This window comes from Demequina sp. NBRC 110052, assembly GCF_002090075.1.
Classification (GTDB): Bacteria; Actinomycetota; Actinomycetes; order Actinomycetales; family Demequinaceae; genus Demequina.
Window position 1 is genome coordinate 268,387 of the sequence record NZ_BBRI01000004.1, and the last position, 23,340, is coordinate 291,726.

Genomic DNA, 23,340 nt, shown 5'->3' on the forward strand with positions numbered 1-23,340 from the left:
TGAGGTGATTGTGGCGCGGATGATCGAATCGTTCGAGGGCGGCATCGCGCCCGCGACGGTGGTGCCGCAGCAGGAGCGAGTCAAGGAGGACATCGCGTTCATCGTCTCGTCTGCGGTCGCCGCGGGGGACCTCATGATGACAGTGAAGGCCCCCAGTGAAGTGGTAGCGAGCATGCGCGATTGTTCGATGTCTACGCGGGCGCGCAAATCGTCGAGCGTAGGGACTCGCCGACGATCGACGTGGTGGGGCGCGCCGCAGGCAAGCCTCAGAGCTCCGACGAGGTACTCGCGGTGCGTGAAGCGATCACAGCGACGGCGGGGTAGAGGCCCGGGGCGGGGTTGCACAAGTTGGGTCGAACGTAGTCCACGCGGCAAGCGCATCGGCTTGCGTCGCGTAAGTGGTTGCGGAAAACTCATGGTCGGGAGTCGTGTAGTGAGCACGCGGGTTCTGATGGGGGAAATTGTGCTGGTTGAAGCGAGCGCAGGAGCGGCGCTGTCCATTGCTTTTGAGCGTGTTCTCGACGGTGCATTGCGCGTTCTCCAAAACTCGGGTGTTGCTAAGCGCCAATCGAATCGAGAGTTGTTGGACGTTCGCGCGCAGATTGGGACTGCTTTCGCGCAGGTGAATCTGCCCCTGGTTGAGGTCCTTCCGGATGACGTATCAGTGCGCGCGTTCGAAGAGTTCTTGAGTACACCGGACTGCGGTTCACTGCTCGAAGACGTGGTCGCGCTGGTTCTCGTCGATGCGACGGAAGATGAATTTGGTGCAGCGCGCGCGACGTTTCTTGCCCTAACAGCAATGCATTTTGAGGGGGCTGTGGGCGATGAGAGCTCCCGGCTCGCGTTCGATCTCACCTTGGGAGCTGTGCGAAGCCGGATCGAGGCGCTCGAGCTCGACTCACAAGCGGCTATCCAGAGCCTTCGGAGTGCTGCTGTCCAGTCAACATTGCGGCGAAGTGCCGCATCGATTACGCATAGGGCGAGCGTCGCAGCCCAGTTCGTGGATCTAGCTGCACGGATCAGGCTTGCTCAGTGGGAGCGAGACTACAAAGTCCAGGTTGCAAGCCAACACGGATACCTAACTCCGCCGGATCCCGAAGTCAGGCGGAAGGTCCCGTTCGACGAACTGTATGTTGCACCCCGACTGCACGTAGACGGCCCGGCAGCGACAAGTATTGACAAGGCGCCGATCGCGGTTGACGACTTTGCCCGGTCGCTGCAGCGGACCGTCGTGCTCGGAGACCCTGGAGCCGGCAAGTCGACCGTCGCGTCGTACATTGCGCACCGCGAAGCCGAGTTGGGCGACCGAGTCCCGTTCCTCGTCGTCGTGCGCGAGTTCGCAGCCACTATGCCGGTTCCGCATTCGGTCGCAGAATACATCAATCGTGCGGCCGGGAGCCGGTACCAAGCGACGCCTCCGGACGGGGCCGTCGAGTACTTGCTCAGGTCTGGGCGAGCGCTAGTGATCTTTGATGGGCTCGATGAACTAATTGAGACTAGTTCACGTCGTGAAGTTGCAGAGATCGTTGAGGCCTTTGCGAACGCATTTCCGCAGGCACGAATCCTCGTCACGTCGAGGCGAGTCGGTTACGCGCAGGCACGGCTTGACCCGAGGCTATTCGACTCGTTGGCAATTGCGGGGTTTCATCCTGAGGATGTGAGTGAGTACGCGGTCAAGTGGTTCAGAGTGGTCGCCGGCGCGGATCGAAGCCTCGAAGATCCAGACGTTCAAGCCGCTGCGTTCGTCCGTGACGCGGAGGCTGTTGCGGACTTGGCCGCGACGCCACTCATGCTGTCGCTCCTCTGTATTCTGTATCGAGGCGAGGGCTACCTGCCTCGTGCGAGGCCAGAGGTCTATGCGGCGTGCGCAAACCTCCTCTTCAAGAAGTGGGATCACTCGCGCAAGATCCATGTTGAACTCGATGCCGCTCCCCACATCGACAATGCGATCAAGCACATCGCCTATTGGATGTATACATCTGTTGGTGAAGAGGCGGTCCTCGAGAGGGACTTGGTGCTCCAAACCTCTGAGTACCTCACGCCGTTCTTCTCTAGTGTTGAGGCCGCGCACGTCGCCGCGCAGCAGTTTGTGGATTTCTGCCGGGGGCGCGCGTGGGTGCTCTCGGAGGCAGGGACGGACCAAGACGGCCGCGCGCTGTACCGCTTCACACACCGAACCTTCCTGGAGTACTTCGCGGCCTTTGAGATCACCCGTCGTTTCGGTGAGTCGGAACAACTGGCCCGCTTGATCCTGCCGAGAGTCTCACGTGGCGAGTGGGATGAAGTCGCCCAACTGGCGATCCAGATCCATGACGGGAATCGGCTGAACGGTGCCGAAGCAGTCATCAGACGCCTGATCTCAGATCGCCGTCGGAGGAGTTCGGACAAGGCGGATTTGGTTTCTGCCTTTGCGTGGAGGGTGCTGTCCACAGTCTCCGTGAGCCGCGAGCTCCTGGTCGCGTTGGTCGATCACTCCTACGCGACCTCGATGTTGGTTGCGCAGGAGTTCGGTCGCACGGGTATCTTGACCAACTTGGTACCATCGATCCTGCTCGCGCCAGATGTCCGGACCGACCTCGCGACCGTGGTAGCCGAGGCCGTGTTCGATCGCTGCAGCGCATCACTCGAAGACCGAGATGATGAGACGAGACGCGTAGCTGCCCACCTCGCGCTTGTATTCGGTGATACTTGGGGCCCGATCTACTCTGAGCGTCAACGCCTCCGTGCACGCCTCATTGATCGCAAGCGCGAGTTCTTGGACAGTCACCGAGAGATCCTCCTGGGCGGGAACAACGCTGACGAGGTCTGGGCCCTAGCCCTGATCGCCGGTGTAGCGAGCATTGCGGAGGTTATCGCGGCCGCACGCTCGGATGGCGCGCCGCCGTTTCAGTACTTGTTCCGACGAGTTGATCTCGCGATTGGGGGTATTGGGTTCGGCTCGGCCGCACAAAACATGCTTGCACACGTCACTCGCAACGTCCCCTCAACTCCCGAGGAAATGGGTGCACGCGTCAAGGACGCGGTGGGTACGGATCTTGAGGAACTTGCGGCTTCCTGCGGTGAGCTTGCCGATCTGCCGCTAGCCAGAACCTCGCGGACCTTGGACCGCCACCTCTGGTACATGGGCCAAGCGAGTTCCGCGCTACCCCTGACGCTTGATCCTGGTCAGCGCTGGGGCGCAATTCTCCTGTTGCTGTGTTTGGCGGAGCTCGGGGAGTTGTTGCCCGAGGGAAGCGCCTACTTGCCTCGTGGCGCGCAGGGGAACATTCTGCGTCTTGCGGTCTCCACTCGTCAGGGCAGGTTGCAGCAGGATGAACTGTGGGCCGCTGTCGGTGCCGAGTCAATCGGTGCGAACGAGCAGGGACTGTTGCGCGCCTGGTGCTCAGGAGAACTCGCACTTTGCGACGCCTCGCCGATTGACTAGCTAGACGCGGCAGCGCAAGTAGATTAGGTCCTGCAGGCATCAGCGGCTGGTATCCTTACCGAGTGCAGCCAGCAAGAACGGCCTGCATGCGTCGCAGATTGCTTCTCCTTCTCGCCAGCGCACGTCCCCAGACACAGCGCGGCTCGTAGAAATCCTCTCTTCGGCGAACGAACGCGAACACCTTCGCGCTTCGCCACCACTGCCGGTGCCCTGAACTAGGGGACAAGCACGCTGACGCGCGCCCGGCAGCAGACTTGAAAGGCATTCATGCCCATCCACTTCGCCGATCTCGGCGTGCCCACGCAGCTCACCACCGTGCTTGAGCGCGAGGGAAAGCTCACCCCGTTCCCCATCCAGGAAGACACGCTTCCTGACACGCTCGCAGGCCGTGACGTGCTCGGCCGCGGCAAGACCGGCTCCGGCAAGACGCTCGCGTTCTCGCTGCCCGTCGCCGCGCGCCTGGGCGCCAAGGGCGGCAAGGCCCGTCCTGGCCGCCCGCGTGCCCTCATCCTCGCGCCGACGCGTGAGCTCGCCACCCAGATCGACGCCGTCATCGCGCCCCTCGCGGCCGCATACGGCATGAGCACCACCACGATCTTCGGCGGCGTGAACCAGCGCCGTCAGGAGAACGCGATGGCTCGCGGCGCCGACATCGTCGTGGCGTGCCCCGGCCGCCTCGAGGACCTCATGAAGCAGCGCATCGTGTCGCTCGACGCGGTCGAGATCACGGTGCTGGACGAGGCCGACCACATGGCGGACTTGGGCTTCCTGCCCGGCGTGACCCGCATCATGGCCGCCACCCCGCAGCGCGGTCAGCGCCTTCTGTTCTCGGCCACGCTGGACAACGGCGTGGACAAGCTCGTGAAGCGCTTCCTCGACAATCCCATCACGCACTCGGTGGACAGCGCAGACAGCCACGTGGACGCCATGACGCACCACGTGTTCCACGTCAACGGCGCCGACGGCAAGCGTGACGTGGTCCGTGCCCTCGCGTCGGGCACCGGCCGCCGCATCCTGTTCATGCGCACCAAGCACCAGGCGAAGAAGCTCGCCAAGCAGCTCACCGCGGACGGCATCCCCGCCGTGGACCTGCACGGCAACCTCGCGCAGGGCGCCCGTGACCGCAACCTCGCAGCCTTCGCTGAGGGTCGCGCCAAGGTTCTCGTCGCCACCGACGTCGCCGCGCGCGGCGTGCACGTGGACGGCATCGAGCTGGTCATCCACGTGGACCCGCCCATGGAGCACAAGGCGTACCTGCACCGCTCCGGTCGTACGGCTCGCGCCGGCACCTCGGGCGACGTGGTCACCCTCGTGCTGCCCGAGCAGCGTCGCGACACGCAGCAGCTGCTGCGCAAGGCCAACATCAAGGCGGAGCCGCAGGCCGTCAACGCGACGTCGCCGCAGGTCGTCACGCTCATCGGCGAGGTCGCTCCCTACGTGAAGCCGGCCCCCATCACCGAGCAGCCTCAGCGCCAGGGCGGAGGCCGCGGACGCGGTCGCTCGCAGGGTGCAGGCGGCGGCGCGCGTCGTGACGGTCAGCAGGGTTCCGGTCGCGGCCGTGGCCGCGGCCAGTCCGCCGGTGCAGACGCCCGACGCGGTCACACCGGTGAGACCGGACACGGCGGCCGCCAGGGTGGTCGTCAGGACGGCGCCTCCTCGCAGGGCGGCCAGCGTCGCCAGGGGAGCGGCCAGGGTCGCGCCTCGCAGACCACGCGCAGCCGCCACTCCGGCGGGCACTCGTCCGCCGCGGCGTTCTCCGCTGGCGGCCGCCGCAGCCGCTGACGGCGACACTCGCACTCGTGACGGGCGGCGTGTCGTAGACGGCACGCGCTGATCGTCCACAGGCGTACGGAAGGACCCGGGTATCCACCGATGCCCGGGTCCTTCCGCATTCCTGGATGGTTGAAGGGTTAGTGTGTCCGGAGCGTCCACGCCCATGGGGCGGTGCGAGGGCGCTGCAAGGGGGAGAGATGAGAAGGCTGACCATCTGGCTCAGCTGGGGAGCGGCCATCGTGGCCGCGATCGTGACAGGTGTCTTCGCGCTGCTCGAGGCCTACGCGGCCGAAGAGGAACTGCGTGGCATGCAATGGACCACCGCGCTCACGGTGAGCGCCACCGTCACGTTGGCCGCAGCCGCGGTCGCGGCAGGCATCACGGCTGCCTGGTCCGAGGGCTGGGCCGACCGCGCACGTGGCCCGTCCTCAGGAGCGACGCGGGTCGGCATCGCAATGCTGCTCGGCGGCGGAGCGCTCTCGATCGTGTTCCTCCCCGCGATCTCCGTGGCGATCTCAGGAGCGCTCGTGATCCTGCTGGAAGTGCTGCGCGGCGAGCCCGAGCCTGCCGACGACTGAGCCGCGTCCGGCGTGGGGGACGCCCCGCGGTGCGTCCGCGTGTTGAGGTGGGCGTAGGCCCTAGACACGCGGGAGGTGCCGACGGTGGCCTCAGTGGCGATCCTCGTCGACGTGGACGGCGTGCTGTGCCCATTCCCCGGGGTTGACGCGTGCCGCGATCACTGGCCGGCCGAGGACTGGAGACACGACGCCGTCGGAAGAACGCTCGGCATCGAGTGGTCCAGCGGCGCAATTGACCGCCTGCGAGCCGTCACAGGCCTGCCCGGCGTCACGGCGTGGTGGTGCACCACCTGGCGCAGCCACGCGCCCCGCGTGCTCGCGCCCATGATCGGGCTCGGCGCCGACTGGGACGTGTGCGACGTCGAGGGCGGAGCCTTCGCCGAGGCCGGCTGGTGGAAGTCCCGCTGCGCACGTGACGCCGTCGGGATGTACGACGCCGTCGTGTGGATCGACGACATGCTCGACGCCTGGCAGGCCGAGATGGCTCTGTCCGGCGGCGACGGACCCGAGGAATGGCCAGGCGGACGCCTGCTCATGGTCTCCCCAGCGTCGGACCTGGGGCTCGAGGCCCACCACCTGGACCAGATCGAGGCGTTCGTGCGCGACGCTCTCGCCGACTGAGTAGGTGCTCGACTACTCGGTAGCCGTCACCGCCTGCGACGCATCGGCGACCTCGCCCACCAGGCGTTCGATCACGTCCTCGAGCATCGCCGCTCCCAGCACCGTGCCCGCAGAGTCCTGCACGAGCGCCAGATGCGTGCCGCGCGCCTGCATGGCGGTCAGCGTCTCCTCGAGCGACGCGTCGGCGTCGATGGCGGTGAGGGGGCGCACCGCGTCGGACGGGATCGGCTTGGTCGCCCCGCCTCGAGGCACCTCGACGAAGTCCTTGAGGTGCACGTAGCCCACGTACTCGCCGCCCGCGTCCACGAGCGGGAAGCGCGAGAAGCCCGTGCGCACGCACTCGCGCTGCGCGCGTTGCGGCGTGACATCCACCGGCAGCGTGACCAGGTCCTCCGCGGGCGTCAGCACATCGCGCACCGACTCGAACGACAGCTGCAGTGAGCCGTCCAGCACGCGACGCTCGTGCTCGTCCAGGAGCCCCTCCTGGTGCGACTCGGCGACTAGGGCTGCCACGCCGTCGGCGTCGAACGCACTCGCGACCTCCTCGGTCGGCTTCACGCGCAGCATGCGCAGCACGATGTTCGCCGACCAGTTCAGCAGCCAGATCACGGGCTTGAGGATCACGACCAGGAAGTACAGGGGCGGGCCCAGGAGCAGAGCGGAGCGCTCCGGCCCGGCGATCGCGATGTTCTTGGGCACCATCTCGCCCAGCACCATGTGCAGCGACACGACGATCAGCAGCGCGATGGCGAACGCGATCCCGTGCAGCCACGCTCCCTCGATGCCGATCGCCGCGAGCGGCTTCTCCAGCTTATGTGCGACGGCGGGCTCACCGAGCGCGCCGAGCCCCAGCGAGCACGCGGTGATGCCCAGCTGCGCGCCGGCCATCATGAGGGACACGCGGTCCATGGCGCGCACGGTGATGCGGGCCGTGTACGAGCCCTTCTCCGCGTAGGGCTCGATCTGCGTGCGGCGCGCGGAGATCAGCGCGAACTCCGCGCCCACGAAGAAGGCGTTGCCCAGCAGCAGCACCACGGTGAGGGCGATCGCGAGGCCGTCAGACATCGGCGGCCTCCTTCCTCTCGGTGGCCTCGTCCTCGGCAGGCATCACGTCCAGCAGCACGCGGTCCACGCGATGCCCGTCCAGGCGCGTCACCGTGAGGCGTACGCGCACCGGTGTGGCGAGGTCGTCCTCGTCGCGCTCGTCCTCGTCGCGCGCCTCGACAGTGATCTGATCGCCCAGGCGCGGGAAGCGCTCCAGGTGCTCGGTGAGGAAGCCGCCCAGCGTGTCCGACTCGCGCGCCTCCGGCATGTCGACGTGCATGATGTCGCCCGCCTCGTCGGGCCTCAGCAGACCGGAAAGCGACCAGGTGCGCTCGCCCACGCGTCGGAAGCGCGAGACGGGACGGTCCTGCTCGTCCTCGATCTCGCCCACGATCTCCTCGACCAGATCCTCCAGCGTGACCACGCCGTCGGTGCCGCCATACTCATCCACGACCACAGCGATCTGCGAGCCCTCCCGCAGCGCCGCGAGGACGGCGCTCAACGGCATCGTGGACGGGACCGACGCGATGGGCAGGCAGATCTCGCGCATCGGCGTGGTGCGGCGCTTGCTCTTCGGCACCGCCAGCGCGCGCTTGAAGTGCGCGACGCCCACGATGTCGTCCACGTTCTCACCCATCACGGGGAAGCGCGCGTGGCCCGTGCGGGAGGCGAGGCTCAGCAGGTCCGCGACCGAATCGTCGGCGCTCACGAAGTGCACGCGCGTGCGCGGCGTCATGGCGTCCGACGCGGTGGTCGCCTTCATCTCCGCCGCACGTTGCAGACGACGCGCCACCCGCGGCTCCAGCACGCCGCGCTGCGCGGAACGCTCCGCCACGGACTCGAGCTCCTGCGCCGAACGCGCCGACGCCAGCTCCTCGCGCGGCTCCATGCCCATCGCCCGCACGATCCGGTTCGCGGTGCCGTTCAACACGCGGATCAGCGGGCCCGCGAACCATGTGAAGCCGCGGTTCGCGCCCGCGACCGCGCGCCCCACGCGCAGAGGCTCCGCGAGGGCCCAGTTCTTGGGCACCAGCTCACCGAACACCATCTGCGAACCCGTCGCGATGATGAAGGAGATCGTCAGCGACACCGCGAGCGACGAGCCCTCCGGAAGCCCGAGCGCCTCGATCGGCCCACGCAGCAGCGTCGCGAGCGAGGGCTCCGCGATGAAGCCCACCAGCAGCGAGGTGACGGTGATGCCCAGCTGCGCGCCGCTCAGCTCCGTCGAGAGCTTCTTCAGCGCCGCCTGCATCGACGCCGCGCGCTTGTCGCCCTTCGCCGCGGCACGCTCCACCGTGGGCCGGTCAGCCGTGACGAACGCGAACTCGGCCGCGACGAACAGCGCATTCGCGCCGATCAGGGCGACCGCGAGGACGAGGAGGAGCCAGGCCTGGGTCATCGGGCTGCCCCCATCGTCGACGCGTTCGCGACGCGGTGCGCGCGGGCGGGCAAGGGCGAGGGACTATGGCCATCTGGCATGCGGCGATTGTAGGCAGGCCCGACGCGCCGGTGCCTCCTACCCAGGGAGGAACCGCGCCGGGGTGAGTAGCGCGTCGGGCGGGCGCGGCGTGAGGGCGGCGCCAGCGTCGGGCGGGCTGGGGAGAAGGCGCGGGCAGCGTCGGACGGGCGCGCTAGGTTCGGCGTATGGACCTGACCCAGGCGCTCGCCCTCGACCCCGCCAGCTCCACCCCGCCCTACGAACAGGTGCGCGACCGTCTCGCGGCGTTGATCGTCTCCGGCGAGTTCGCCGACCAGGCGCGCCTGCCCGCCATCCGCGCGCTCGCCACCTCGCTTGGGTGTGCCGCGGGCACCGTTGCCCGCGCGTACTCCGAGCTCGAGGAGGCCGGGCTCGTGGCGACCGCCGGGCGCGCCGGGACCCGCGTCATCGGGCAGGCCGCAGGCGACGGCGAGCTGGCGGCTCTGGCCGACGCGTACGTCTCTGCCGCGCGGGCGCGGGGGCTCGACGCCGACGCGCTCGTCGCCCACCTCAGGGTGAGGTTCGCTCAGGGTTCCTGAGCGTCGGGCGCGCTGCCAGGATCCCGTCGCCTTTGATCGGGCGCGGAGGAGCCGAACACCGCCGCGAAATCGGGCTCATGGATGAAGCCCGCCATCAGCGGCGTCATCTCCTCATGCGAGGGACACTCCCGCCAGAACTCGGGCGAGGTGTAGGAGATGAGACCCTTCGCCAGGGACGCGACCCCGTACGTGTAGCCCCGGATGACGAGGTCCCCGTGCTCGATGTTGCGTCGCACGATCGCGCGGCTCTCCTCATGCATGCACCAGGCCTCGACATGGTCCGTGCCGTAGAGCGGAGCCACCAGGAAGCCGGTGCTGTGCTCGCCGACGAGCTGCACCAGGCGTGGTTCGCCCGCGTTGATGGCGAGTTCGAACTGCCTCGTATTGACCTTGTGCCCCACGCACTCGAAGAAGCACGTGTGCAGGCGAATGTGTTTCATGACCTCTCCTTGAGGACCCGTTCTTCCCCGCGTGCGGTTCACCCAGGGCGGATCTCCCTCCAGGGGCACCGTGTCGGAACGCGGTTGCCAGCCGGCGAGCTGGAGGGCTTGGCGCCGGACTTCTTGATCCACTCGTGACTCTATGGGTGAGGTCTGACAGGCGGCGAGTGCGGGGTGCCGTTGCGCGGGGTGCTGTGGGCGGGTTTGGGCGGAATGTCAGACCCCGGTGATGGACTGTTCTCATGGCAGTCGAGGTGTCCGATCTGGAGCGAGCGAGCGCGTGGGTGCGCTCGCGCGCCGCTGAGGACACCGCCGCGCTCGGGCGTGACGAGCTGATCGAGCTCTCGCAGGCGGTCGCGCGCCTTGAGCGCGTCGTCGGTGCGTGGGGAGCGCGCCTGGCGGGCGAGATCGACCGGCTGTCGGCGCCGGAAGCGCCCGGAGGCGGCCTGGCGCGGCAGTCCGGTTACGGGAACGCGCAGAAGATGCTCTCAACCATGCGGGGTACGTCGCAGGGCGCGGCGAAGCGATCGATCAGCGCAGGTCGCGCACACCAGCCCAAGGTGCCGGTCAGCGAGCGAGTGGGAACGCCATCGGCGCCGCCGAAGCCCAAGCATCCGCACGTCGCGGCCGCATCGCTCGCGGGTGACCTCTCGGTCGAGGCCGCCGGGCTGATCGTCGAGGGTCTCGAGAGCCTCGCGGCGCGCGTCGAGGCGACCCACCTGGACGCCATCGAGGAGCGGCTCGTCAAGGGCGCCGCTGGTCGGTCGGCGCACGACGTGCAGCGCATGGTGGCCCGGGCGGTCGCGCGCGTCGACAAGGAAGAGCACCTCGCGCGCGAGCGCAAGAACTACGACGAGCGGTACCTCTGGTGGAAGACCGGGCACGACGGCGTCGTGACCATCCACGGCAAGCTCGACGTCGTGACCGCCGCGCCGATCATCAACGTCATCGAGCAGATGACCACCAGATCAGTGCGTAATCAGTCGCGTCCTGGGCAGGGCGATGGGGTGGCTGACGGTGGCACGGGTGGTGTGGGGCCCGGTGGCAATGTGGCGGGTGAGGGCGGTCCGGTGGCGAGTGCAGGCGGCGCGGACGCGTGGGAGAGCGACACTCGCTCGATCGGCCAGATGCGCGCCGATGCGCTGCACGAACTCGCGCGTCACGCGCTCGGGTGCAGCGGGACGCGCAGCACCGGCGTTCGCACCTCCATGGTGGTGCGCGTGGGCCTCGCTGATCTCGAACGCGGCGCGGGCCTCGGCACCATCGACGGCGTGGAGCAGCCCGTGTCCGTGCAGGAGCTGCGGCGGCTCGCGGGCGACGCGGGGTTCATCCCCGAAGTGCTCGCCGGCGACGGCGAGGTGCTCGACCTGGGACGGCAGGTTCGCGCATTCACGCGTGCGCAGCGCATCGCGCTCCTGGAACGCGATGGCGGCTGCGCCAAGTGTCATGCGCCGCCGGAGCATTGCGAAGCCCACCACATCCGGTGGTGGGAATCGGGCGGGAGATCGGACCTCTCGAACGGGGTGATGCTCTGCACCAGATGTCACCACGACATCCACCGCTATGGATGGGACATCGACATCGTTGGCGGCAAGGTCATGTTCACTCCACCGCCCGAAGTCGATCCGGAGGGCAGATGCGTCCTGGGAGGATCGGCCGCACTCGACGTGCTCGTACCACCAGACCCGGCGGCCGAAGCGCGAGACGACGACGCGATGATCGCGCGCTGGGAAGCGGAGTTCCGCGAGTGGGATGCGCAGTTCGAACCAGCGCATCGTTGAGAGCGCGACGGGTCGGCGACAGCGTGCAGTCCCGGTGGGGATGCGCCGCGTCGACGAGTCTCGAGGTGCCCGAAGACCGTGCACATCAGACATTGCTGTGTGAGAGTAGGACCCATCGACGTAGGGGGAGGCGACGATGAACCTGAGGAACTCTGTCCTGGGCGCGGGGGTCTGCCTGGCAATCGGAGCACTAGGGCTGAGCGGCTGCTCGCAGGCATCGACGACGGCGGATGCCACTGGGCCCGCGGGTGAGACGGTCGATGAGGAGAACCTCATCACGCTCGACGCGATCACGATCACGCCATCACCGCTCGAGGAAGACGGGCTCGACCTCGGAGCGTGCGAGGAGATCGCGGTGCTGCTTGAGGACATGACCGATCTGGGGAACCTTGCTGACCCAGAGCGGATCTATGCTGCGGCATTCGCATTGTCGCAGGACGACCTGGGCCCGGCGAAGGAAGCCGCGACGGAGATGAACACTCTGGGAGCCGACGTCGTCGCGTCGATCGATGCGGTACAGCCCGAGATCGCGAACGACACGGTGGTCGCCGCGCTTGAAGGCGTCCGCGAGTACTACGACGTCGTGGTGTCGCCGATCTCGCAGATCTGGCTCGGGGCGAGCTCCAAGGAGCAACTGGAGTCCGATTCGACCTCGTACATGGTCTCGATCCCCGAGTCGACGCTGAGCGCCTGGTATCTCGATGCTGCCGTCATCGAGGCGTACGCCGAGAGCACGTGCGCGGTCGCCGTCGACGTCTTCACCGAGGCGGGGATCGACCCCGAGCCTTGACGCTTGAGTGCGAGTCCTGCCTGGACTTGAGCCCCCCCCCGGGGGCGTGCTGCGAGAACGGGCGCCGCAGGCGCGGGTGCTCCACGAGGGTTGACCTGGGAGCGGCGTTGCGCCGGCGCAGCATCGGCGTCGGCGTCCGTCTCGGCAGGGCTCCTCACCGCGCATCGGATCCTTCCTGACGCTAGCGTGACCCGTATCGCGTCATGCGCCCAGGTGGTGCGACGGGATCGCGGGATCGCCTGAGCAGTCTGGAGGGCCGAGATGTCATCATCACCGCCGCCTGGCGTCGCCCCGGGCACCGACGCGGACGCGGGGAAGCGCGAGCACTGGAGCGGCCAGACGGCGTTCATCCTGGCCGCGATCGGCTCGGCGGTGGGCCTGGGCAACATCTGGCGCTTCCCGGGGCAGGCGTTCGAGAACGGCGGCGGGGCGTTCATGATCCCGTACCTGGTGGCGCTCGTGACGGCGGGAATCCCGATCCTTTTCCTGGAGATGGGGATCGGCCATCGCTTCCGGGGCTCGGCGCCGCTGGCGATGCATCGGGTCACGCGACGCGGCGAGTGGGTCGGCTGGTTCCACGTCGCGATCTGCTTCGTGATCGGCCTGTACTACACGGTGATCATCGCGTGGGCGCTGAGCTACTTCTACTTCAGCTTCGGCCTCGACTACGCCGACGACCCGGGCGGCTTCTTCCTCGGCGACTACCTGCAGCTAGGCGAGGCGGGCAGCCTCACCTTCGACGTCGTGCCGGGCGTCGCCCTGCCGCTCGTGCTGATCTGGGGCCTCACCATCCTGGTGCTGGCGCTCGGGCTGCACAACGGCGTCGAGCGGCTCAACGTCATCGGGATCCCGCTGCTGGTGGTGACGTTCGGCATGCTCGCGGTGCGCGCCGTCACGTTGCCGGGCGCGGCCGACGGCATCGAAGCGCTCTTCACGCCCGACTTCTCGGCGCTGACCGACCCCGACGTGTGGGTCGCCGCCTACGGCCAGGTGTTCTTCTCGCTGTCGCTCGCGTACGGCGTGATGATCACGTACGCCTCGTACCGTCGCCGTCGCTCCAACGTGACGGGCCCCGCGCTGGTCGTCGCGTTCGGCAACAGTTCCTTCTCGCTGCTCGCGGGACTCGCGGTGTTCGGGGCCCTCGGCTTCCTCGCGACCCAGGAGGGCGTCTCGGTCGCGGACCTCGAGGGCATCGGGGGAGTGAGTCTCTCGTTCGTGACCTTCCCGGCCGTGATCGCGCAGATGCCCGCGGGGTGGTTCTTTGGCGCCCTGTTCTTCGCGTCGCTCGTGCTCGCGGGCCTGACGTCGCTGATCTCGATCATGCAGACCATCTCCGCGGCCTTCCAGGACAAGTTCGGCTGGGACCCACGCCGCACGGCAGTCACGGTCGGCATCGTCTCGGCGATCCTCTCCGTGATCGGGTTCTCGACGACAACAGGGCTGTATCTGCTCGACACGGTCGACCAGTGGTCCAATCAGTTGGGCATCGTCGCGGGGGCAATCGCGATGATCGGGGCCGCCCTCTGGATCGGACGCCGAGGAACGGAGCTGCGGCGGCACCTCTCGGCCGTGTCCACCTTCCGGCTGGGCCGTAGCTGGCTCGTGCTCGTCAACGTCGTCGCGCTGCTGCTCGTGTACATGTTCGTGTCCAAGGCGGTCAGCCTCGCCACCGAGGGCTACGCGGATCTGCCGACCTGGTACGTGCTCGTGTTCGGGTGGGGCACCGTCGCGTTCCTCGCCCTCGTCGCGGTCGTCATGCCGATGCTGCGGTGGCGTCGCGACGTGGAGCATCCCGACATCTGGCCCACCCACGAACAGTTGGAGCTCGAGCCATGAGCGCCGACGCGCTGGTCCTGATGATCGCGTCGATGCTGCTGATCTGGGGCGGCCTCGCGGGGGCCGTGGTGTTCCTCGCGCGCCGACCCGAGAGTTCCGACATGCCCAGCGGGGGAGAGGACGACCCTCCGCCCACGGCGTGACCGGCGCGTCGCGCTCCGCCGCGAAGTCAGGCTGTGGGGCGCGCGTCAGCCGCAGTCGAACAAGCTGAGGGCCAGGGACTCCTGAGCGGTGGTGCTGTTGCCCGCCGCATCCTCCGCGACGACCGTGACGTTCACCAGGGGCGCGAGGAGGCCGCCCAGGTCGAGCAGCGACAGCGGCGCAAGAGTGCCGGTCCACGTGTCACCGCCCGCATGGTCGAGCGAGATGTCCGTAGAGATCACCGACAGGATCGACAGGTTGAGGCTCACGTCCTCGACTCCCACCGCATCGGACGCGACCACGTTGACCTGCGCCGTGTCGCCGCACAGCAGCGTGCCCGTGAGTCCGGACAGATCCACTGAGTGAATGACGGGCGAGACGAGGTCCTTGACGGGGCCATCAGGCAGCAGATCGTCGACGTCGTCGACCACCTCGTCCACCAACTCGTCGGCACCCTCCACAACGCCGCCGACGAGACCTCCGCCCAGGTCGCCGCCCGAGTTGCCTTCTGTGCCGCCACCGGGGGTGTCGCCCGAGTCCTGCGAGACGCCGGAGCCGCCCGATGCGTCGGGGGCGCCGTTCTGCTGGCTGGCGTCCGTGTCGGGCGAGGCGTGGGGCGCCGTGATCGCTCCGGTGACGTCGCTGGCGTCCTGATCCTGGCCCGCCGCGTCGGCGCGCTCGATCGACGGCGTCGGCGCGGGTGTGGGGTCCTCGCCGCCCCCGAAGAACGGCACGCCGGTGATGAGTGCGCCCGCCGTCGCTGCGGCAGCCGCGGAGCCGATGCCGATCGCGACCCATCCCGCGATCCCGATGCCTGCGGCTCCCGCGACGCGGCCGCGCCGGCCGCGCGCACCGAGTGCAGTGACCTTCGAGGCGCTGCGAGCGTCGGCCGTCGCGACTGTCCCTGCGCCGGTACCGGGGATGGCGCTGAGGAACGAAGGCGGTTCTGGCGCGTCTGCGACATCCGCGCCGCCATCCGTGACGATGCGGGCCATCAGCACGTCGAGCAGCTCGTCCTCGCCCTCGACGCGCGGCTCCTCGGCCGCCGAGCGCAGAAGATCGCGCAGGTCCTCGTCTGACATGCCGTCGCGAGCCATCACGCCACCTCCTTCTTCAATCTCCCGGCGAGCGCCTCGCGCCCGCGGCTCAGCTGGGTCTTCACCGTTCCCGCCGACACCCCGAGCGTCTCGGCGATCTCTGCCACCGAAAGTCCGTCGAGGTAGTGCAGGACGACCGTCAGACGCTGCCGCTCAGGCAGGTCGGCGATCGCCTCATGGACCGCGATCGAGTCGACGGTCCTCTCGGACTCGTCGTCGGACGGGTCGTCCCACGTGGCGCACCTGACGTAGGCGCGGCCTTGGGCTTCGTTGCGCCGCCACGACTGGCGGATGAAGTTGATGGCGACGACGGTGATCCAACCCGCGAGATTCTCCGGCTCCTGATCCGCACTCAGCGCCTTCACGATCGCGTCCTGCACTGCGTCCTCGGCGCGGTCCTTGTCGCCCGTGTGCGTCGCGACTGCGGCGACTACGCGGGCGTAATCGTTGCGCAGGAAGGCAGCCACGCGTCTCCGCGTGGCCGCCTCCCCCTGCACCTCGATCACGTCCCTCCCCGAACGTTCTCGTCTTCGTCAACCGTAGCGTCTACTTCGGATCAGTGTCCGAAGCCGAGCAGTGCGTCGAGGTCGACCTCGATCAGCGAGGGCTCGTCGATCTCGCCGACCTCCGCGTCAGCGTCCACGTCGAGCAGCTGCCCGACGGTGGTGTCCGCCTCGACGTCGACAAGGCCGCCCACGCCGCCCAGCACGCCACCCAGGGCGCCGCCGAGCACGTCGCCGGAGCCGGAGCCCGATCCGCCCAGGACGTCGGCGTCGAGGTCCACGTCGATCAGCGCTCCGTGGCTGTCGCCGTCACCCGAGCCCGACCCGTCGCCGCCGCCGCCGTTGCCGCCGCTGCCGGAGTCGCCGCCGCCGCCGTTGCCGCCGCCGCCGTTGCCCGAGTCGCCGCCCGATCCGTTGTTCGGGCCGTCCGCATCGACGTCGACATCGAGGTCGACCCCGATGACTCCGGGCTCGTCGCCGCCGTCGGTGTCACCGTCGTCGGCCGGAAGGCACAGGAGCCCGAACGGCAGTGATGCGCCGATGGCGACCTGTGCGTCGGGGTCGTCGAGCTCGTGGGCCTGTGCGGCGCTGGACGTTCCCCCGATCGCCCAAGCCGCGAGCAGTGCGAGCGAGGCGCCGGCGACCGCCGACGACGCTCCGATGGTTGCCATCCTCTTCTCGGTGGCGTGCGTGTTTGATGCGTGCATGGTCCTTCTCCCCTCGTACAGAACGTGTGCTTCGTTGCTGGAACTGCATGTGTGGAAGGCCTTCCACGAATGAGATGCGCGAGGCGTCAAGTTGGTTGACACGTCAATCCCATTCGTGGAAAGTCGCATGTCTGCCAGGGGTGATGCGCGGCGCCACGCGGGCCAGTCGCAGTGTCGGGCATATGGAGGGAGCGGTGGCGAAGGGCGCGACTCGCGGGGCGGTGTGTCGCGGAAGCGCCCCATGCCGGGGATACCGTGGACGCATGCCCGGTTTCGCTGAGGACGCCGAGGATTTCTGGACCGCCCCGTACGACGGACGTTCCGTGATCGACTCGCGCGCGCTGCATCTTGTCGTCAATGAAGGTCTCGAGCATCGGCGCCGGGCCACGATCCTGGCGCGACCCGGCCTTCCCACGCTCGCGGCGGTCACCCCCGAGGTCGCGCTTCGCGCCGGCCTCGACCTGCGCGCCGTCGCCGATGCCGGGGCGATCGCGGCAGCGCCGGGAGTGACGAGCGTGGAGGATCTGCGGGTCCGGCTCGCGGACGCGGATGTCAAGCTCGGCGATCCCGACCTGGTCTACCTGTTCCCGGCCGCTCAGCGCACGGTGCTGCTCGCCGCGACCCCGCCGTCGACGGTGCGCGAACTCACGGCAGACGACGCCGACGTGTTCGCAGACCTCATCGCCGCCTGCACGCCGGAGGATGTGGACCTCGCGTACGTCGAGCTCGACCATTGGCGCGTCGTCGGCTCGTTCGACGAGGACGCCCTCGCGTGCGTCGCGAGCGCGTACCCCTGGGGCGAGGGCCCGATGGCGGACATCGGCGTGCTGAGCGCTCCCGACCGTCGCGGCAACGGCCACGCGCGCCGCGCGACGCGCGCGCTCGCAGCGGTCTGCTGGCGCGAGGGCTACGAGCCGCAGTATCGGACGCAGCCTGACAATCCCGCCTCGCAGGCGGTCGCGCTCGCGGCAGGCATGGAGCACTACGGCGACTGGGAGACCGTCGCCGAGGAGTGACAGGGCCTGGCTCGCGTGCACGAGCCGACCGGCGCGTGACCCGCCCGGCAGGCTCGGGCGGCGCTCGGTACGGTGGAGGAATGAGCTCCGTACGCGTCTGGCTGGGGGACATCACGACGCTCGACGTCGATGCGATCGTCAACGCCGCCAACTCGTCGCTGCTGGGCGGCGGCGGGGTGGATGGCGCGATCCACCGCGCTGCGGGACCCGAACTCCGCGAGGAGTGCCGCGAACTCGGCGGCTGCCCCACGGGAGAGGCGCGCATCAGCGGGGGGCATCGCCTGTTCGCGCGCCACATCATCCACACCGTCGGGCCCGTGTGGCACGGCGGTGACAAGGGCGAAGACGAGCTGCTCGCGTCCTGCTATCGCGCGTCGCTCGCGCTCGCGGAGGAGCACGACGTGCACACGCTCGCGTTCCCTGCGATCAGCACGGGCGTGTACGGCTTCCCGATCGAGCGCGCCGCGCAGATCGCGGTCCGTGAGGTGAGGGGCCACCTCGCAGGTCCCACGGGACTGGATGAGGTGATCCTCGTCGTGTTCTCCAGCCGTGACGAGGACGTGTACCGCGAGGCGCTGTTCCCGCACGGCGAGTAGCCCTTGCCTCGAGCGCGCGGCACCCCGCGGCGCCACGGGATGGCCTGGCGGGGCTAGTCTCGACGGCTGTGAGTGAGGTGCACGCCATCGGCGATCCCGCGTCGGGTCCTGTCCGCGCGCCCGCAGGCTCGGCCGCGATCGAGATCGCCCTCGACTGTACGGATCGCGACCTGCCCGACGCGCTCGCGGTGATGCACGCGGCCTTCGCCGAGTACTCCGCGACGGGCAAGCCCTCAAGCGCCCTCGCCGAGACGGTCGAGTCCCTGCGCGAGGAGCGGGGCAGGGGCGTCGGAATCGCGGTCGCGCGCCTCGACGGGGTCATCGTCGGGCTGGCCAAGCATCACGTGCGGCCCGAGGGTCTCCTGTACTTCGGTCGGCTCGGCGTTGCTCCCGACGCGCGAGGCAGGGGCGTCGCAAGGGCCCTCGTGGCCGCGCTTCGCGCCGCGGCGGTGCAGCGTGGTCTCGCGGGACTCACGTGCTACGTGCGCGCCTCCGAGCGCGCGAACATCGCGATGTACGAGCGACAGGGGATGCGCGTGGTCGACGAGCGCGAGGTGGTCAACAAGTTCGGCGTGACCTTCCAGATCGTGGAGATGCGCGACACGGCGCCCGAGGACGCTTGACTCAAATTCGAACGCATGTTCGAATGGCGGCATGCGATGGGAGGGGCAGACGCTCGAGGCGGTGACGCCCGATGCGCTCCCAGGCCTCGCGCGCATGAGCAACCTCATCCGCTCGGTGCGCACTCCCGAGTTTGAGGGCATCGTGTTCCACGAGATCGCCGCGAAGAGCGCCCTCAACCGCGTCGGCTCCAACTCGGTGGTGCCGTTCACGTGGACCATCAACCCGTATCGCGGATGCAGTCACGCGTGCGTGTACTGCTTCGCGCGTCCCAGCCATGAATACCTGGAGCTGGACGCGGGCCGTGACTTCGACTCCCAGCTGATCGTGAAGACGAACATCGCCGAGGCGCTGCGGCGCGACCTCGCCCGCCCCTCGTGGAGCCGCGAGCACGTGGCGCTCGGTACGAACACGGACCCGTATCAGCGGGCCGAGGGCCGCTATCGGCTCATGCCGGGCATCATCGCCGCGCTCGCGGAGTCGGGAACGCCGTTCTCGATCCTCACGAAGGGTTCGCTCCTGCGCCGTGATCTGCCGCTGCTCGCGCAGGCGGCCGAGCGTGTGACGGTGGACCTCGCGATGTCGATCGCGATCTTCGACGACGAGCTTCAGCAGACGCTCGAGCCCGGAACCCCGTCGACCGCCGCACGGCTGGCGACGGTGTCGGCGGCGGCGGAGGCCGGATTCGATGTCGCGGTGTTCATGATGCCGATCCTCCCGTTCCTGACGGACGACGAAGAGCACCTCGACGCGGCGCTGGCCCGCATCAAGGCGGCAGGGGCCTCCTCGGTGACCTACACCGCGCTGCACCTGCGCCCCGGAGTCAAGGAGTGGTACGCCCGCTGGCTCAACACGTACCGCCCCGATCTCACGCCTCGGTACCGGGCGCTGTACGGCGATGGCGCCTACGCGCCGAAGTCGTATCGGCGGACTCTCGCGGCCCGCATCAAGCCGCTGATCCGCGCGCACGGGCTGGAGCGGGCGGCGATCGACGAGAACACGGGCGGGCCCGCGTCCTCGGCGCCAGCATCACCTTCGCGCGGGGGAGCGGCGGAGGCGCCCGACGCTGCGGTCGGTCGGTCTGCCGGTCGCCCCCGCCGCTCGGAGGCGCGCGACGCAGACGGCGAGTGGCGACGCACCCGCGTGGTGCGCGGCGCGAACTCGGAGGGCGCGATGGGCCGCGCCGGCGCGAACCTCGTCGAGCTCGAGCTCGCGCGTGCCGGCATCGCCGAGCCCGCGACTCTGTTCTGAGCCGCGACCCTGTTCTGAGCCACGATCCTGGTGGCCTGGACGCCGGCGCCGGGTGTGCCCCTAGTCTGGAGCCATGTCGGGCCTGGACGACCTCGAGCTGCTGATCAGCGGCATCAGTCCGCGCTTGCACGAGGGACGCTACGTGTGGGCGACCGTCCCGTCGCTGCCTATGGGGGTGACGCCCGTGGCCACGATCATGGAGGACGAGGGACTGTCGATCGTGATCGACGAGGCCACGGCGACCAATCTGCGACTCGCCGCCGAGTTCCCCTCGGCGTGGATCACGCTCCAGGTGCACTCCGCGCTTGACGCGGTGGGCCTCACTGCGGCGTTCTCCACGGCGTTGTCCGATGCGGGCATCAGCTGCAACGTCGTGGCCGGCACCAGGCATGATCACCTCTTCGTCCCCTACGATCAGCGTCATCAGGCGATGCAGGTGCTCGCCGAGATGGCGGGCTGACGGGCGGGGAGAGCGCAGTGGAAGAACTCTTGATCCTCGCCGTTCTGGCACTGATCGGCATCGCGGCGGCACACCTGATCAGCCCGCGCGTGGGCATCGCGGCGCCGCTGCTGCTCGTCGCGCTCGGTTGGGCGGCGAGCCTCGCGCCCGCGATGCCCGAGGTCGAGGTGGACCCCGAGGTGATCCTCGCCGGGGTGCTACCGCCCCTGCTCTATGCGGCGGCCGTGCAGATCCCAGCGACGGACTTCCGCCGCGAGCTCAGATCCATCTCGGGCCTGTCGCTCGCGCTCGTGCTCATCTCGACCGGCCTGATGGGCGTGTTCTTCCACTGGATCCTCGATCTGAGCTGGCCGTGGGCGTTCGCGCTCGGTGCGCTCGTGAGCCCCACGGACCCCGTGGCGACCGCGATCATCAAGCGCCTGGGAGTCAATCCGCGCGTGACGACGGTGCTCGAGGGCGAGTCGATGCTGAACGACGCCGTCGCGCTCGTGCTCCTGCGGGCCGCGGTGGCTGCGGCGGCGGCATCGGTCACGTTCTGGTCGGTCTCGGGCGTGTTCATCATGGCGCTCACGATCGCGGTCATCATCGGGTGGATCGTGGGCCGGCTCAATCTGTGGGTCCGCTCGAAGGTGCGCGACACCACGGTGAACACGGTCATCACGTTCACGGTGCCGTTCGTCGCGTCGATCCCCGCGGAGGCGCTGGGCGCCTCGGGTCTGGTCGCGGCTGTCGTCGCGGGACTCGTGACGGGCAACGGCGCCGCGCGCGTGCTCTCGCCGCAGCATCGGCAGTCCGACCGGCAGACGTGGCACGCGATCGAGCTCGTGCTCGAGGGCGCCGTCTACCTGGTGATGGGCCTCGAGCTGGTGGGCGTGATCGACGAGGTGGAGCGCAACCATCAGGGCGTGGGGCGCGCTGTCTGGATCGCCCTCGCGGCCCTCGCGCTGAGCCTCGTGATCCGCGCGGCCTTCGTGATCCCGCTCATGCGCGGCCTTCGACGCAGCGCGGAGGCCGCCGACAGGAGGCGCGCACGCATCGCGGCCGACCATGCGCAGCTCGCGGATCTGAGCACGCCGCCCCCCACGACGCCGCTCGAGCGTCTGCTCATCCGCCTGCGTCCCGGCCGTTCCGACGAGGAGCTGCATGCGCGCATCCACGCGCGCCTGGTGAGGGCAGAGGCCGATGCGACGCACCTGGTCTCGTCCCGGCTGGGGTGGCGCGATGGCTCGCTGATCGTCTGGTCGGGCATGCGCGGCGTCGTCACCATCGCGGCGGCCCAGACGCTTCCGTCCGATGCGCCGGAGCGGTCGCTGCTGATCCTTGTCGCGTTCGTCGTCGCGATCGTGTCGCTCGGCGTCCAGGGCGGCACGGCGGCGCAGCTGGTCAGGGTGCTCAAGCCCGACCCGGGTCAGACGCCCGCGCAGCGCGCCGAAGAGTCCGCGCGGCTCGACGAGATGCTCGGCGCCGCGGCCAACGACGCGATGGACGAGGTGAACGCGCGCGGCGTGGAGCTCGACGAGACGGGGGAGCGCCTCACGGTGATCCGCGCTCAGCGTGAGGTGCTGCTCGAGGCGCGCTCCGTGGGCCTGTTCACGAGCGCGACCCTGCAGTCAGCGATGCGCGAGCTCGACGCCGAGCAGATCCGTCTCGAGCTGTAGCGGCGCGGCGCCGCAGGCCTGGCCCGTGCGTCACCAGCTGACGTCGTGACACTGGGCGGTGGGTGCCGACTCGACCTGGAGCGTGGCGTGCGCGATGCCGTGACTGTCCTGCAGCACGCGCTGCGCGTGGTCGAGAACCTCGCGAGGGTCCGCGTCGGAGTCCACGATGAGGTGGGCCGTCGCGACGTTCATGCCCGAGGTGAGGGTCCACGCGTGCAGGTCGTGCACGTCCGCAACGCCTTGGACTGCGGCGAGGTCCGCGACGGCGGCCTCCACGTCGAAGCCCTGCGGCGCATGCTGGCCGAGCACGGCGAGCACCTCGCGGCCCAGCATCACGGCGCGCACCGCGACGAAGGCCCCGATGGCGAGCGCGACGACCAGGTCCCACACTGGCGATCCGGTCGCCGCGATGAGCCCAGCGGCGACGAGCACCCCGACCGAGCCGGCAGCGTCGGCGACGACCTCGAGGTACGCGCCCTTGACGTTGAGCGACTCGCGCGAGCCCGCGCGCAGCAGCACGAGGCTCACCGCGTTGACCGCGAGGCCGAGCGCGCCGACGACCACCAGCGGTCCCGTGGGGATCTCGGGCGAGTCGCCGAAGCGGCCCACAGCCTCGACCACCACGTAGACCGAGACCGCGAGCATGACGAGCACCGCGAGCGCCGAGGCGAGCACCTCCGCCCGGTACGAGCCATACGTGCGGGTGCCGGAGGCGTCGGGCCTCGTGGCGATGCGGGTCGCGACGAGCGCCGCTCCCAGGGTGACGACGTCGGCGGCCATATGCCCCGCGTCGGACAGGAGCGCGAGCGAGCCGGAGGTGAGCGCGACGGCGAACTCGACCACCATGAACGCCGCGACCATCGCGAAGACGACCGCGAGCCGTCCGCGGTGCCGGCCGGCCGCGTGCTCCGCGGGTCCGTGACTGTGCGCCATGGGTTCGAAGTTACGTGGCGAGGCCGCGAAGGAGAAGTCGGCGACGATGACCGT

Annotated in this window: 23 protein-coding genes and 1 riboswitch; of the genes, 16 read left to right on the top strand and 7 right to left on the bottom strand. The window is 69.1% G+C overall.

What is annotated here, in order from left to right:
• Positions 1-180 precede the first annotated feature (180 nt).
• From B7K21_RS12700 to B7K21_RS12130, 5 genes are all read left to right on the top strand, one after another.
• Positions 181-324: a hypothetical protein gene (locus B7K21_RS12700; protein ID WP_159448529.1), complete on the top strand. Its 144-nt coding sequence runs from the start codon at positions 181-183 to the stop codon at positions 322-324.
• A gap of 298 nt (positions 325-622) precedes the next feature.
• A complete protein-coding gene (locus B7K21_RS12115) occupies positions 623-3,424 on the top strand; it encodes an NACHT domain-containing NTPase (protein ID WP_159448530.1) in 2,802 nt (933 codons plus the stop codon).
• A 267-nt stretch (positions 3,425-3,691) separates the two neighbouring features.
• Positions 3,692-5,206, top strand: a complete 1,515-nt coding sequence (locus B7K21_RS12120; RefSeq protein ID WP_084075980.1) for a DEAD/DEAH box helicase — start codon at positions 3,692-3,694, stop codon at positions 5,204-5,206.
• Positions 5,207-5,394: 188 nt separating this feature from the next.
• Positions 5,395-5,775 carry a hypothetical protein gene (locus B7K21_RS12125; protein WP_084075984.1) on the top strand — a complete coding sequence of 127 codons (381 nt, stop codon included), beginning with the start codon at positions 5,395-5,397 and terminating at the stop codon, positions 5,773-5,775.
• 84 nt (positions 5,776-5,859) lie between these two features.
• Positions 5,860-6,396 (top strand): hypothetical protein, encoded by a 537-nt coding sequence (locus B7K21_RS12130; RefSeq protein ID WP_144016217.1) that lies wholly within the window; start codon positions 5,860-5,862, stop codon positions 6,394-6,396.
• 12 nt (positions 6,397-6,408) lie between these two features.
• Here B7K21_RS12130 and B7K21_RS12135 read toward each other — a convergent pair whose 3' ends face one another.
• The gene (locus B7K21_RS12135; protein ID WP_084075989.1) at positions 6,409-7,461 is read right to left on the bottom strand and encodes a hemolysin family protein; all 1,053 of its coding nucleotides are present in this window, start codon (positions 7,459-7,461) and stop codon (positions 6,409-6,411) included.
• On the bottom strand, positions 7,454-8,839 hold the full coding sequence (locus B7K21_RS12140) for a hemolysin family protein (protein WP_084075991.1): 1,386 nt from the start codon (positions 8,837-8,839) through the stop codon (positions 7,454-7,456). The genes B7K21_RS12135 and B7K21_RS12140 overlap by 8 nt, the downstream gene beginning before the upstream one ends.
• A 245-nt stretch (positions 8,840-9,084) precedes the next feature.
• Here B7K21_RS12140 and B7K21_RS12145 point away from each other — a divergent pair, with 245 nt between their 5' ends.
• Positions 9,085-9,456, top strand: coding sequence for a GntR family transcriptional regulator (locus tag B7K21_RS12145; protein ID WP_084075993.1), 372 nt, complete (start codon positions 9,085-9,087; stop codon positions 9,454-9,456).
• Here the strand turns inward: B7K21_RS12145 and B7K21_RS12150 are convergent.
• On the bottom strand, positions 9,444-9,896 hold the full coding sequence (locus B7K21_RS12150) for a hypothetical protein (protein ID WP_084075996.1): 453 nt from the start codon (positions 9,894-9,896) through the stop codon (positions 9,444-9,446). The genes B7K21_RS12145 and B7K21_RS12150 overlap by 13 nt on opposite strands.
• Positions 9,897-9,910: 14 nt before the next feature.
• Positions 9,911-10,025: riboswitch (SAM riboswitch) on the bottom strand.
• Between the two features lie 113 nt (positions 10,026-10,138).
• On the opposite strand from B7K21_RS12150, the gene B7K21_RS12155 reads away from it, so the two are divergent.
• The 4 genes from B7K21_RS12155 (at position 10,139) to B7K21_RS12510 (ending at position 14,446) form a co-directional block, all read left to right on the top strand.
• Positions 10,139-11,677, top strand: a complete 1,539-nt coding sequence (locus B7K21_RS12155) for an HNH endonuclease signature motif containing protein (protein WP_084075999.1) — start codon at positions 10,139-10,141, stop codon at positions 11,675-11,677.
• A gap of 136 nt (positions 11,678-11,813) precedes the next feature.
• On the top strand, positions 11,814-12,467 hold the full coding sequence (locus B7K21_RS12705; RefSeq protein WP_084076002.1) for a hypothetical protein: 654 nt from the start codon (positions 11,814-11,816) through the stop codon (positions 12,465-12,467).
• A 261-nt stretch (positions 12,468-12,728) separates the two neighbouring features.
• Complete coding sequence (locus tag B7K21_RS12165; protein ID WP_084076005.1) at positions 12,729-14,303, top strand: sodium-dependent transporter; 1,575 nt, start codon at positions 12,729-12,731, stop codon at positions 14,301-14,303.
• Positions 14,300-14,446, top strand: a complete 147-nt coding sequence (locus tag B7K21_RS12510; RefSeq protein WP_144016218.1) for a methionine/alanine import family NSS transporter small subunit — start codon at positions 14,300-14,302, stop codon at positions 14,444-14,446. The genes B7K21_RS12165 and B7K21_RS12510 overlap by 4 nt, the downstream gene beginning before the upstream one ends.
• Before the next feature lie 45 nt (positions 14,447-14,491).
• Here the strand turns inward: B7K21_RS12510 and B7K21_RS12170 are convergent, their stop codons facing one another.
• Genes B7K21_RS12170 through B7K21_RS12180 form a run of 3 tightly spaced genes read right to left on the bottom strand, consistent with a single transcriptional unit; the run spans position 14,492 to position 16,751 of the window.
• Positions 14,492-15,544: a hypothetical protein gene (locus tag B7K21_RS12170; protein ID WP_159448531.1), complete on the bottom strand. Its 1,053-nt coding sequence runs from the start codon at positions 15,542-15,544 to the stop codon at positions 14,492-14,494.
• Positions 15,541-16,047: an RNA polymerase sigma factor gene (locus B7K21_RS12175; RefSeq protein ID WP_084076009.1), complete on the bottom strand. Its 507-nt coding sequence runs from the start codon at positions 16,045-16,047 to the stop codon at positions 15,541-15,543. Before B7K21_RS12175 ends, B7K21_RS12170 begins: the two co-directional genes overlap by 4 nt.
• Positions 16,048-16,097: 50 nt before the next feature.
• Positions 16,098-16,751: a hypothetical protein gene (locus B7K21_RS12180; protein WP_084076011.1), complete on the bottom strand. Its 654-nt coding sequence runs from the start codon at positions 16,749-16,751 to the stop codon at positions 16,098-16,100.
• Between the two features lie 263 nt (positions 16,752-17,014).
• Here B7K21_RS12180 and B7K21_RS12185 point away from each other — a divergent pair, with 263 nt between their 5' ends.
• From B7K21_RS12185 to B7K21_RS12210, 6 genes are all read left to right on the top strand, one after another.
• The gene (locus B7K21_RS12185) at positions 17,015-17,767 is read left to right on the top strand and encodes a GNAT family N-acetyltransferase (protein ID WP_084076013.1); all 753 of its coding nucleotides are present in this window, start codon (positions 17,015-17,017) and stop codon (positions 17,765-17,767) included.
• An 80-nt stretch (positions 17,768-17,847) separates the two neighbouring features.
• A complete protein-coding gene (locus B7K21_RS12190; RefSeq protein ID WP_084076015.1) occupies positions 17,848-18,363 on the top strand; it encodes an O-acetyl-ADP-ribose deacetylase in 516 nt (171 codons plus the stop codon).
• Between the two features lie 68 nt (positions 18,364-18,431).
• Positions 18,432-18,986 carry a GNAT family N-acetyltransferase gene (locus B7K21_RS12195; RefSeq protein ID WP_144016219.1) on the top strand — a complete coding sequence of 185 codons (555 nt, stop codon included), beginning with the start codon at positions 18,432-18,434 and terminating at the stop codon, positions 18,984-18,986.
• A gap of 31 nt (positions 18,987-19,017) precedes the next feature.
• Positions 19,018-20,235 (top strand): Rv2578c family radical SAM protein, encoded by a 1,218-nt coding sequence (locus tag B7K21_RS12200; RefSeq protein ID WP_084076019.1) that lies wholly within the window; start codon positions 19,018-19,020, stop codon positions 20,233-20,235.
• Between the two features lie 73 nt (positions 20,236-20,308).
• Positions 20,309-20,695, top strand: coding sequence for an ACT domain-containing protein (locus tag B7K21_RS12205; RefSeq protein ID WP_084076021.1), 387 nt, complete (start codon positions 20,309-20,311; stop codon positions 20,693-20,695).
• Positions 20,696-20,712: 17 nt separating this feature from the next.
• Positions 20,713-22,353, top strand: coding sequence for a sodium:proton antiporter (locus B7K21_RS12210; RefSeq protein ID WP_084076023.1), 1,641 nt, complete (start codon positions 20,713-20,715; stop codon positions 22,351-22,353).
• Positions 22,354-22,383: 30 nt separating this feature from the next.
• On the opposite strand, the gene B7K21_RS12215 is transcribed toward B7K21_RS12210, so the two are convergent.
• The gene (locus tag B7K21_RS12215) at positions 22,384-23,286 is read right to left on the bottom strand and encodes a cation diffusion facilitator family transporter (protein WP_084076163.1); all 903 of its coding nucleotides are present in this window, start codon (positions 23,284-23,286) and stop codon (positions 22,384-22,386) included.
• Positions 23,287-23,340: the final 54 nt, after the last annotated feature.